Source organism: Flavobacterium sp. 5, from assembly GCF_002813295.1.
Classification (GTDB): Bacteria; Bacteroidota; Bacteroidia; order Flavobacteriales; family Flavobacteriaceae; genus Flavobacterium.
This window is the reverse complement of sequence record NZ_PHUE01000001.1, coordinates 4940788-4953252: the sequence shown is the minus strand read 5'-3', so window position 1 is coordinate 4953252 and position 12465 is coordinate 4940788. Positions and strand designations below refer to the sequence as shown.

Sequence of the window (12465 nt, the reverse complement as noted above, 5' to 3'; positions counted from 1 at the left end):
AATCAAAATGAAAAATAAAAACATAGTATATAAAATACTTGCTTCGAGCTTACTATTTTTAGGAGCAGGATGTACAAATTTGGACGAGAATGTTTATGATAAAGTCCTTGCAGAGAATACTAAATTTACAGCAGAAGATTTGACTAGTCTTATAGCACCAGCTTATACCTCATTTAGAGATGTTTATTGGGGTTGGGATGCAGCATTTTGCTTGTATGAAGAATCATCAGATTTAATGGTAACACCACAACGAAATGGTATTGGATGGGGAGATTATTACATCACAATGCATCAACACACTTATGAGGCTCCGCTTCCTCATGCGGATGGAAATTGGATTTATTTATATAATGGTGTAAATAGTGTTAATAAAGCAATTTTTCAAATAGAACAAATACCAGGTATTGAGAATAAAGAAACCATTTTTCAAGAATTGAGAGCACTAAGAGCTATTTATTATTATTTATTATTAGATAATTTTAGAAATGTTCCTATAGTAACCAAATATGATTTCCCAAAAGGATATTTGCCAACACAGAATACAGGAAAAGAAGTATATGATTTTGTAGAAAGTGAATTAAAAGGAGCTTTACCTTATTTAAGTGAAGAAAATAATAGTGCCACTTATGGGAAAATTACAAAGTGGGCTGTTAAAATGACTTTAGCAAAATTATATTTAAATGCAGAAGTGTATATAGGAACACCAAAATGGAACGAAGCCTTGGCTGAGGTTAATGAGGTTATTAATAGCGGTAAATTTAGTTTGACAAGTAATTATTTGGACAATTTTAAAATAAAAAATGAAAGTTCACCGGAAGAAATATTTTCTATTCCTTTTGATCAAATTAAAGCCGGTGGAAATTATTGGCCATTCAAAACATTAGCAGCCGAAAGTCAGAGAACTTATGATTTGGCTGGAGGACCTTGGAACGGAACTGGTGGAATACCTCAATTTATAGATACTTATGATCCAGATGATCAACGATTAAAAGATTCTTGGTTAGGAGGAAAACAGTTTGATAGTAAAGGAGAACCAATAATGTTAGAAAATGGGCAACAATTTGAATATATTAATTATTTGACTAATGTAAATGGTTGCGAACCTAATGAAGGATATAGAATGGTTAAATATGAAATTGGTACTGGTGAAATTGGACAAACAAGTAATGATGTTCCATTTTATAGATTAACTGATGCCATGATGATTAAAGCAGAATGTTTGTTAAGAACTGGAGATGCTAATGGGGCAGCAGCAATTGTAACAGAAATCAGACAAAGAGATTTTAAAAACACCAATCCAGCTAAAGCAACTGTTACAGGAGCTAAACTTTTAGGTGGTAGTGTTTATAAATACGGAACTTATGATTCTGGAGTAATTACAGATTATGAAGGAGGAGCAGATATTCAGTATGGAGGTTTCTTAGATGAACTAGCTTGGGAATTTGTCGGAGAAGCGCATAGAAAACAAGATTTAATACGATTTGGAGTATTTTCAACAAAATCTTGGTTTTCAAACAAAGCTAATCCTGCTGGTGCTTTTAGAAAGATTCTTCCAATACCAAAGGTTCAATTGGAGAGAAATAGTAATTTGAAACAAAATCCAGGTTACATACAATAATAATTTTGAGTTAGTTTTAGTTTTATTAGGAGGTAATTTATTTACCTCCTTTTTTTTAAAATAATTACTAGAATGATAGATGAAATTTTCGATATAATTTCCACTGAAATATAAAAAAGACAAAAGAAATGACTTTTGTTACAATGTAAATTAATTTTAGAATTGATAGATTGTGTTAATGAAATGAATAAATTTAATATAAAAAAACTACTGTTTTTTAGTAGGTTTTAATGATTTAAGATATTATGAGTAAAGATAAATTTAAGAAAGAAGCCCTACAGTATCATGAAAAACCTCAACCAGGTAAAATTAAAATTGTGCCTACAAAACCTTATGCTACACAACGTGATTTAGGGCTAGCCTATTCTCCGGGAGTAGCTGAGCCTTGTTTAGAAATTGCTAAGGATGTAAATAACGTTTACAAATATACCGCCAAGGGAAATTTAGTAGCTGTAATTTCTAACGGAACTGCTGTTTTAGGATTGGGAGATATCGGCCCAGAAGCTTCTAAACCAGTTATGGAAGGAAAAGCATTATTGTTTAAAATTTTTGCTGATATTGATAGTATTGATATTGAATTGGATACTAAAGATGTAGATAAATTCATAGAAACGGTGAAAATAATGTCGCCAACTTTTGGTGGTATTAATCTAGAAGATATAAAAGCACCTGAGGCTTTTGAAATAGAAAGAAGACTTAAAGAAGAGTTGGATATTCCGGTGATGCACGATGATCAGCATGGTACTGCGATTATTTCGGCTGCAGCTTTACTAAATGCTTTAGAAATAATAGATAAAAAAATAGAAGAAGTTCGCATTGTTGTTAGTGGGGCAGGAGCTGCCGCTGTTTCTTGTACCAAACTCTATAAAGCTTTTGGAGCACGTGCCGAAAATATTGTGATGTTAGATAGTAAAGGAGTAATCAGAAGTGATAGAGAAAATTTATCAATTGAAAAATTAGAATTTGCTTCGGATAGAAAAATAGATACTTTAGAAGAAGCTATGGTCAATGCCGATGTTTTTATCGGATTATCTATTGCTGATGTGGTTAATCCAGCGATGTTATTGACTATGGCAAAAGATCCTATTGTTTTTGCAATGGCCAATCCAGACCCAGAGATTGCCTATGAATTGGCAGTACAAACTAGAAAAGACATCATTATGGCAACAGGACGTTCTGATCATCCTAACCAAGTAAATAATGTTTTGGGATTTCCATATATTTTTAGGGGAGCATTAGATGTTAGAGCAACAAAAATTAACGAGGAAATGAAAATGGCTGCGGTAAAAGCCTTAGCTGAATTAGCAAAAGAATCTGTTCCTGAACAAGTAAATATTACTTATGGTGAAACTCGTCTAGCTTTTGGTAAAGATTACATTATACCTAAACCTTTTGATCCTAGATTAATTTATTCAATTCCTCCTGCTATTGCCAAAGCAGCTATCGATAGTGGGGTTGCTCGAATTAAGATTGAAAATTGGGACAATTATAAAGAAGAATTGTTGTTGCGTTCTGGTAATGATAATAAAGTGGTTCGAATGCTACATAATAGGGCAAAAATAAATCCTAAGAAGATTGTTTTTGCAGAGGCAGATCATTTGGATGTTTTGAAAGCAGCTCAAATTGTTTATGAAGAAGGAATTGCTGAGCCAATTTTATTAGGTAACAAAGAGACTATTTTAGGGTTTAAAAAGGAGTTAGACTTTAATGCAGATATTGTTATTATTGATTCTAAAGATGCAGAATCTAAAGAAAAAAGAGATCAATATGCTCAGAAATATTGGAATAATAGAAAAAGAAGTGGAGCTACTTTATATAGTTCTCAGTCAAAAATGCGAGAACGAAATTATTTTGGTGCGATGATGGTTCTTGAAGGGGATGCTGATGGTATGATTTCAGGTTACTCAAGATCCTACCCAACGGTTGTAAAACCAATTTTTGAAGTTGTCGGAAAAGCTCAGGATGTAAAAAAGGTTGCAACAGTTAATATTTTGACAACAGAGCGAGGTCCAATGTTTTTGGCTGATACAGCAATTAATATTGAACCAACAGCAGATGAATTGGCAGACATTGCTCAAATGACTGCAAACGTAGCTAGCTCTTTTGGTTTTGATTCTGTTATTGCGATGCTTTCTTATTCTAATTTTGGTTCATCAACGCATCCTAACGCTGCAAAAGTTAGAAAAGCAGTAAATATTTTGCATGAAAAGAATCCAGATTTATTAGTAGATGGAGATATTCAAACAGATTTTGCTTTAAATACAGAATTATTGCAAAAGACTTTTCCTTTTTCCAAATTAGCAGGTAAAAAAGTGAATACGCTTATTTTTCCAAATTTAGAATCAGCTAATATTACTTATAAATTATTGAAGGAACTGAATAAGTCTGAATCTATTGGTCCAATCATGATGGGATTAAGCGAAGCTATTCATATTCTTCAATTAGGAGCAAGCGTAAATGAAATTGTAAATATGACTGCTGTAGCTGTAATTGATGCTCAAGAGCGTGAAAAAAGTAAAAGCTAATGCTTAGTTCTCTATTAATAAAAGATTAGGTCTAATTTTAAAAACCTCCAAATTCATTGATTTTGGAGGTTTTTTGATTTGGAAATAAATTGATATCTGATGCCTTTTAAAACCAAAAAAGACTGCAAAGTGTTTGAACACATGCAGTCTTTTTTATAATTAGTCTCTAAAAATCTTAATTTATATTTAAATGTATATTATATCGTACCATTAATCCATTATAGACCAAAGCCATTGAGACCGTATATTTATCTCCTGATACTGTTGCATCTGGGAATTGACCAATATTAAGTATGCCATCATTGTCATACTCTACATACATTAATGAATTATCATTATAACCCTCAGCATTACCATTTTTACTAAACCAAAAACCTGGAGGATTAGCTGTATAATCTTTCATAAAAGTTCTATCATCGTTATTGATAGCATAAAAAACAATATTGCTTCTTATTTTTAATTCGTCTTCTGTAGTTTTCAAAAGTTTAGCTGCTTGAGATAAATCAATAGTTACTTGATAACCAAAATAGTCATTTGTTGGTGGTTGATTTGTAGTTAAATCGAAAACGCCTTCATATACTGGTTTTGTAGATTTAAAGCTAACATCTAAATTAATGGTTGTATCTGGCTGTATAATATATTCAGCTGAAACAAAATCTAAAGGCAACAGGTAAGAATTAATACCTTCGGTATCTAGTAATTTTGAATCTAGTTCATAGCTTATTGTTAATTGATGCTTACTTTTATCAACTTCGATGGATTTAAAGCTATAACTACCTGCTGGAAAACTCAAATAATTGGTATTATTAGCAGCATTATAAGTCGCAACTTTATCTGGATTTGCTTGAACTGTGAATTTAGAAACATCAATGTTATTAAAATTATATTTAGCATACACTTTTAAAATTGGTTTTGCTACGGTATCGTCAACGACAAGCTTTACCACTTTATCGTCAAAAAAGAGTGTTGGATCTGCTATAGCAACATGCACTATTGCTTGACTACCAATGCTGTCATTATTAGAATCCGCAGTATTTGATTGTAGTTTTATTGGAACCACATAATTTGCAGAAGCTTCTAAACCTAACTCATCTACAATTTTTTGAATATTAAAAACTATAGGTGTACTAGTTTCTATTGCATTAAGTTTTAATGATTCTGTTAGCGTATAATAACTTGCTGGTAGTATTTTATAATCCGTTTTCTGAACGCTATTGTAATCATTCAGAATTTGTTCATCAACTTTTAAAGTTACATCTAAAGGTGCTGCATCTTTATTTTTTATTTTTAAAATATAGCTAAACTCATCTTCTGTTGTTGACATTTCTGCCTTTTGAAAACCATACGTTTCAAAATACAAATCGAGATTAAAACTAGTCCTTTCATTTACAGTTTCGTCTATCGAGTCGTTACAGGATACAAATAAGCATCCTAGTAGGAGGTAAGTATATAAAATTAATTTATTCATCTTAAATGTATTTAAATTATTTTCTAGTAAGTTTATGTAAATGCACCGTTATATTAAATGTTCCTTGTGCATAAATACGAAATGCAAAAGCGACCTGTATATTTACATTATATTCATTAAGATGACCTTTTGGAATATTTAAATAACAAAGCGCATCACCACCCTGATCCCAAGACTGACCTTTGACAACTACAACATTAAAATATGGAAATGTAAATCCAATTAAACCAGGCATTTGATGCTCAATAGATGTATCTGTTAATACAGGAGTAAAATAAGGATCCCAATCATCTATAGAAGGCCATGTTGGCATCCATCTAGTAATTTCGCCTGCTTTTGGATTAAAAGCAACGCCATTTTTATCTAAAAATTTATAAATACACTTCGTTTCTTCTTGTGTACCAGGAACAAAATCTACATCTATTGTTATATTTTCATCATCCGTATTATTTAAAGTAGAACCATCAGAATAGTCTCTTACCCTTTTAAATGGTAATATATAAGGAACTCCACTTGAATTTGTTAGTACAATTTTAGCGGCATCTTCAATAGTTTTCTCTCCTTTTGAATTACTTACCTTTACATCTATTGAATAGCTGCCTCCTGGCAAAAAGGTTGTTGCTGGAGTAAATTCCATACGTCCTCCTATAGGATTTATTTTAAATGGTTGCACAATACTATCTTTAAATCTAGAATTAAGCAGCGCCATAGTAGAATCTAGATAAGTCACAGGTTGTTTATAAACCTTAATACTCTGAGGTTCTTTAAAGATTGCTGTCACATCATTTCCTACTGAATCTTTTACTTTAAGAAGCTCGACATTTAGAGGAGACGAAGAACCATTTGCTACTATTGGCGCAGAATAAGTAGTTTTTCCTCTTTCTACCATATAGACACTATTATTGTAAAAAATGTTATCGCTTAAATACCCGATTTCAGGTTTTTCGCAGGCTCCAACAATTAATAGTAATGTTACTATTAGCGTTGATATGATTATATTTTTTCTCATAATTAGTTTTATTTTAAAAAATTATTTTTTAACTTCTTTTGAAAAAAGATTAAAAACGTGACTGTTATTAAGAACATGAAGTACTGTGCCATTGCCATTTTGGGTTAAAATATCTGAAGTTTGGCATACTTCATTTATTTTACCATCCTTACAGTAGTACAGAAAATACACTGGAGTATCACTATGCTCATAGTAAACCTTGTCATCGGTTTTAATTCTCTTAACTGTAATCAAAGTATCTGCCAAAGTTTTATATTCTGTACCAGCAGTAGTTGCAGAATTCAATAAAATCTTCTCCTTAAAAACATATTGCAAAATACTATGTGAAGTAATAGTTGGGTCATTTAATAAATCATCTAATGTATATGTCTTTGGTACTTCTCCTGGGGAACCAGGATTCAGAGCTTTTTCTTTAGCTTCTAAAAAACGTTTTATACTATAATCATCTGGAGCAAAGAAAGTTCCAGAGGAATTAATAGTCTCTTTTAAATCATAATGATCGATTAAAGTAATAAGTGTATCAAACATTTGATATTTATGAGCTTTTAAGTAATCATAAGCTGTTAATTCTGTCTCAGCCTTTGCTACTCCGCTGTCTGTTAAATAGTCATCCTGTGTACAAGCTGTAATGCTCAGAAAAAGGATTAAAACTATTATGCTGTTTTTTAAAAATAAATTCATACTTGCAGTTTTTATATATTTATTTATCATAATCTTATTATTGCGCCTGAGATTTCCAAAATTCAGTTTGTGTAAACAGTATATTAGTTTCTAACAATGAAGGTTGTATTGGCCAATAACTCTTTCCGTTTAGGAACTCAGCTGGAGATATTTTATTAGAAGAATCTCCGAACTTATACACTTTTTTTTCACGAGCCAAACGTACTAAATCATAAAAGCGATGTCCTTCCATAAACAATTCTCTACCGCGCTCTTCGATAATAGCTTCAAATAATTTGTCATTAGTTGTAGTTGAATTTTCTAAACCAGCCATTACTCGAATACTATTTAATGTTACTCTTGCTTCAGCATATTTACCTTGTGCTGCTTGCGCTTCTGCTTGTAATAAAGCAATATCAGCTAAACGAAAAACTACTATATTATTAAGGCTTAATGCTGATGTTTCACTAGTGTAAATAATTTTGGAATATTTAAGAAGAATTGGCCATTGACTTGAAAATTCTGCAAAACCTTTCGTTCTTCTTAAATCTTTTGGGTCATTAAAGAAAATTTGCTGTACAGTTTTAAGATCAAATTGCCAAACTGTTTCTTTTGTATCCACACCTCTAGGTGTTTTCAAATACTCTCCTCTAAGTAAAAAACGAGGAAGACTTAGATCATTACCACTTTGGGCTTCATTTTCAGAATTTTGAGCAATTTCGAATATACATTCTTCAGACTGACCTTTAAAAATATCTAGATAATTATTACGATCTACATAGCTATAAACATTACTATTGATAACATTTCCAGCAGCAATTTCACAGGCGGGATAATTACCAGACCAAGCATAAATATGAGCGAGTAAAGCCCAAGCTGCACCAGCATTTGCTCTAACTACTTTATCAGTCGCAGTACTATAATCCCATGACAAATATTTAAGAGCTAATTGGCAATCCTCAGTAGCTTTGATTAATACTTTTGCTACATCCTCACGTTTATAATTCTTTAGGTCAACAATATCTGGATCTGAACTATCAACAATAGGCACATTACCCCAAACACGAGCCATATAAAAATAAGAAAAGGCTCTTATAAAATAGGCTTCCCCTATATACTGATTATACTGTACATCATAATCACTAAACTCCTCTTTTGGAATTTCTGGAATGTGTTTAAGGCATAGATCAGCTTGTTTTATAGCAGCATAAAATATAGAAAAATCTCTTACTTTATACATGGGATTCCATGTGTCTGTTACAGGAACTGATTTTCCTAATTTAAATTTCATAATATCTGTAAACTCGGACCTAAGTTCTCTATCAGTAGAAAAAACATCAGTTCCAAGATCTCCATGTGCATAGTAGGACAATCCTGAGTTTAAAGCCTTTCTTAATTGAGCATAACCTCCTGCAACTGCGGAATTAGCATCAGTGCTATTTCTCCAAAAAGTAACGTTAGAGGGTTGACTTATTGGTTTTTCATCCAAATAATCAGAACAAGAATTCAAGGATATTACAACAAAACAAAATGTAAGTAGGTGTTGTATATATTTAGTTTTATAATATGTTTTCATGTTTTTTATTTTTTAATTTTAGAAAGTAGCAGATAATCCAAGAGTAAACTTAATAGCCAATGGGTAATTATTTCCTGATGAATACCCATCTGAACCAACAGCTTCCGGATCAGGTAAAGTTGATTTTGTAAACAATGCCACATTATCTGCCATACCATAAAATTGTAGGGCACTTAATCCTATTTTTTTGCCAAAACGTTCAGGGACGCTATAACCCAATCTTATGTTTTTTATTCTAAAAAAGCTACCGTCTTCAATATATTGAGAATTGGCAACATTGAAACGATCAACATTACTGTTGTTACTAATCACACTTCCATATTCAGCGGTAGTATCGCCGGGACCTTGGTAATAATTTAAATCTTGAATGATACCTAAGGTTGCGCGTGAACCCCAATCTGCCCAAGGAGCAGCAGTTCTTGATCCATTAAGTCTGTCTGAAATGTAAGCATTCCATATTTTTCGCCCATATACAAAGTTGCAAAATATAGACATTGACCAATTTTTGTAACGGAAATCATTAGAAATACCTCCTGACGCTTTAGGATTTGGACTTCCTGCATACTTTTTGTCTAGGTTGTCAATAATATGATCCCCATTTTGATCTACATATTTAGGATCCCCAGCTTTAATTGTTTCACCATAAAATTTCATTTTTTGCCCAGTTAAAGGATCTGTAGGAACTTCAGCATCTGTTGCATAAACACCTTGAATATCCCATACTCTGTAATTAAATAAAGGCATTCCTTCTGTTAATGTATATTGTAACCAAGGTGGCCCAACAGTAAGATCCTTTCCTCCATCAGGTAATTTGGTAACATAGTTATCGTTAAAAGCAATATTAAAAGAGGTACTCCATTTAAAATTAGAAGTATTTCCTAAGTTTACAGTAGAGAGTGTAAATTCGTACCCAGTATTTCTGATATTTACTGCATTACCACTATAAAAATTATACCCTGATGTTGCTGGTGCTACTAAAGTAGAGTAGAAAACGTCTTGAGAATCACGGGCATACCAATCAGCATTTATTTGCACACGATTATTAAACATATTAAGATCAATACCAACATTGACTTGTGGATATTTCTCCCAAGTAACATCTTTTGATCCTGCAAAGTCACTATAATTTTGTGATACTGTGGGTACACCATTATAAGTAGCAGCCTGTGCAGGATTATTTACTCCAAATGAGGAACCATCGTAGCTAGCATTTCCAGTATAAATATTATATTGGGCATAATAACTTGCTGGGTCATTACCTGTTACTCCATAACTACCTCTGAATTTAAGGAAATTAACTACCTCTTTAACAGGTTCAAAGAAAGATTCTTCTGAAACAAGCCAACCTGTTGCCACAGAATAAAAATCAGTCCAACGTTCGCCTGAATTATAACGAGATGATCCATCTCTCCTATAACTACTTGAGAACAAGTATTTCTCTTTGTAATCATAACTAAAACGACCAAAAACTCCCATTCGTTTCTTTTCTTCAATATAAGAATTACCACTTAAATCTACTCCAGGAGAAATACCAGAAACAGTACTTCCTAAACTACCCTGACCACGTAGGTAGGAACTTTTATTATCCTGTGAAGAAGCTTGCAGTCCTAATATTGCTGAAAAATGATGTTGATCATTTAAGCTTTTTGTGTATGTTAAATAATTCTCAATTTCATTTATATTAGTCACAAAGTGCTCACTAACTGCAGCATCTTTATCCACCTGGTAAATAAATGCGCTTTGAAATTGGTCTCGTCTATTCTCAAAGAAGTTATAAGAAAATGAACTCGTGAATAGCAAGTCTTTTGTGAAATTAATATTTAACCTAGCATTCGCCAAAAGTCCCACTCTCTTGTCATCATCCAGATTTCCTGCCTCACCTTTGTAAGCCTTTTTTTGTTTATCCGAAATGTTCCAAAAAGAACTAGGAAATGCCCAAGTAGAAAACGGAAAAGTTTCTCCATTACCAAATCCATGCTTTGTATCCATAAAGGAAGGCATGACATTTACCGTAAAATTTATTTTATCAGTTAGATATAAAGACAAAAACATTGTAGGCGAAAATCTTTTTAATCTGTAACCAATAATAACACCAGTTTCGTCATAATACCCTAGAGATACCTTATATTGGTTTTTCCCGAATGCTCCACTGACGCTAGCATCAACGTTACTAATTTTTGCATTTTGAATAAAAAGGTCTTGCCAGTCAGTATGGTTATTAAAGGCAACATTCAAACTATCCGTTAAACCCATATGGAAATTATGATCTAAATCTTTATAGTTTTTACTAATTGCATCTAATTTTAGCTGGCGTTCTAATCTTCCAACAGTAACTGTTCTTAAAGAAGGTTTCAATCCAATTCCTGTATAAGCATTTACTCTAAAAGTTGGCCTTTGATTTTTAGATCCTGCCTTTGTCTTAATTAAGATAACACCATTCGCTCCTCTAGAACCATAAATAGCAGAGGCAGAGGCATCTTTCAAAACATCTACCGATTCGATTTCATTAGGATTAAGTGACGCTAGTGGATTATTACCATAAGAACTTGGCATATCATTGATGTCGTAAATAATACCATCAACAACATAAAGTGGGTAACTAATACCTCCTAAACCGACACTATTAGAACCTCTAATATTAGTAACAGTTCTCGCTCCAGGTTCACCTGATGTACTTAGGGAAGTAAGTCCTGCTACTTTACCTGCTAAAATTTGATCAATAGAAGCATACGGAACATTCTCTATATCCTTAGCTTTTACAGTAGTCATAGCACCTGTAACCGTTTTCTTTTGCACACTTTGGTAACCAATAAGTACCACTTCTTTAAGAGATTCTGCTTGGTCTGTCATGACTACGGTAATATCATTTTGACCATTAATAGTAACCTCTTGATCCTTCATGCTGATATATGAAAATATCAAAACATTCTTTTTTTCTGGAACATCAATAGTGAAGTCTCCATTTTTATCAGTTACAGTACCTCTAGATGTACCTTTTACAACAACATTAACCCCATTTAAAGGAGATCCAATTTCATTAACAACTTTACCTTTCAAAATTCTGTCTTGACTTTGTTCAAAAGTCATATCAAATGTTTCTGCCCTAATAATACTTACTTTAAATAGCGACACTAAACATAGTAGTAAAATTATTTTTGAAAGTTTTACATTTTTACTTTTTACTCTTTTCTTCATAAGATACAATGGATTTTAGTATATAGCCTAAATTTCATAATGTCTAAAAAAACTTAAACAATTGTTTCATTTACAAATGCTTTTATTTTAAAATTTCATTAACATAGGTTTAAGATTTATTCAATTAAAATCGATAATTATTAACAAACTTCAAATGCTTGTTAATAGATTTAAACAGGAGTAATTATTAAATAAATGAATGTTTAATTAATAAAAACGCCTTACTTTTTAAAGAATTAAGATTTTTTTTGGATTTTTCATAGTTTAGATTTTTTTTAGGTTAGTTAGATAATATCATAATTTTAAGTTAAACTTAAATATTACATTTGTAAAACTACATTATAAGAGTAGGCTGAATAACCTATAATTTACTCTAAACTAATATTATGTTATCTACTTTTGTGTTTTTGTATA

Annotated in this window: 7 protein-coding genes; 2 read left to right on the top strand and 5 right to left on the bottom strand. The window is 32.0% G+C overall.

Annotated elements, in window-relative coordinates; genetic code table 11:
• Positions 1 to 7: 7 nt before the first annotated feature.
• Together CLU82_RS20580 and CLU82_RS20575 are read left to right on the top strand one after the other, a co-directional pair.
• The gene (locus tag CLU82_RS20580; protein WP_100844868.1) at positions 8 to 1618 is read left to right on the top strand and encodes a RagB/SusD family nutrient uptake outer membrane protein; all 1611 of its coding nucleotides are present in this window, start codon (positions 8 to 10) and stop codon (positions 1616 to 1618) included.
• A 245-nt stretch (positions 1619 to 1863) separates the two neighbouring features.
• Complete coding sequence (locus tag CLU82_RS20575; protein WP_100844867.1) at positions 1864 to 4143, top strand: NADP-dependent malic enzyme; 2280 nt, start codon at positions 1864 to 1866, stop codon at positions 4141 to 4143.
• Between the two features lie 175 nt (positions 4144 to 4318).
• Here CLU82_RS20575 and CLU82_RS20570 read toward each other — a convergent pair whose 3' ends face one another.
• From CLU82_RS20570 to CLU82_RS20550, 5 genes are read right to left on the bottom strand one after another with little or no spacing between them, the layout of a single operon-like run.
• Positions 4319 to 5611 carry a BT_3987 domain-containing protein gene (locus CLU82_RS20570; protein WP_100844866.1) on the bottom strand — a complete coding sequence of 431 codons (1293 nt, stop codon included), beginning with the start codon at positions 5609 to 5611 and terminating at the stop codon, positions 4319 to 4321.
• A gap of 16 nt (positions 5612 to 5627) precedes the next feature.
• A complete protein-coding gene (locus CLU82_RS20565; protein ID WP_100844865.1) occupies positions 5628 to 6620 on the bottom strand; it encodes a hypothetical protein in 993 nt (330 codons plus the stop codon).
• Between the two features lie 21 nt (positions 6621 to 6641).
• On the bottom strand, positions 6642 to 7301 hold the full coding sequence (locus CLU82_RS20560; protein WP_157813412.1) for a fasciclin domain-containing protein: 660 nt from the start codon (positions 7299 to 7301) through the stop codon (positions 6642 to 6644).
• 37 nt (positions 7302 to 7338) lie between these two features.
• Positions 7339 to 8856, bottom strand: a complete 1518-nt coding sequence (locus tag CLU82_RS20555; RefSeq protein ID WP_100844863.1) for a RagB/SusD family nutrient uptake outer membrane protein — start codon at positions 8854 to 8856, stop codon at positions 7339 to 7341.
• 18 nt (positions 8857 to 8874) lie between these two features.
• Entirely contained in the window at positions 8875 to 12051 is a 3177-nt protein-coding gene (locus tag CLU82_RS20550; RefSeq protein ID WP_100844862.1) for a SusC/RagA family TonB-linked outer membrane protein, read from the bottom strand.
• Between the last annotated feature and the right edge of the window lie 414 nt (positions 12052 to 12465).

Bases quoted from the DNA above. Each gene is read 5' to 3' on its own strand.
- CLU82_RS20580 (WP_100844868.1), top strand. From the start codon at position 8: ATGAAAAATAAAAACATAGTATATAAAATACTTGCTTCGAGCTTACTA.
- CLU82_RS20560 (WP_157813412.1), bottom strand. From the start codon at position 7,301: ATGAATTTATTTTTAAAAAACAGCATAATAGTTTTAATCCTTTTTCTG.
- CLU82_RS20550 (WP_100844862.1), bottom strand. From the start codon at position 12,051: ATGAAGAAAAGAGTAAAAAGTAAAAATGTAAAACTTTCAAAAATAATT.
- CLU82_RS20570 (WP_100844866.1), bottom strand. From the start codon at position 5,611: ATGAATAAATTAATTTTATATACTTACCTCCTACTAGGATGCTTATTT.
- CLU82_RS20555 (WP_100844863.1), bottom strand. From the start codon at position 8,856: ATGAAAACATATTATAAAACTAAATATATACAACACCTACTTACATTT.
- CLU82_RS20575 (WP_100844867.1), top strand. From the start codon at position 1,864: ATGAGTAAAGATAAATTTAAGAAAGAAGCCCTACAGTATCATGAAAAA.
- CLU82_RS20565 (WP_100844865.1), bottom strand. From the start codon at position 6,620: ATGAGAAAAAATATAATCATATCAACGCTAATAGTAACATTACTATTA.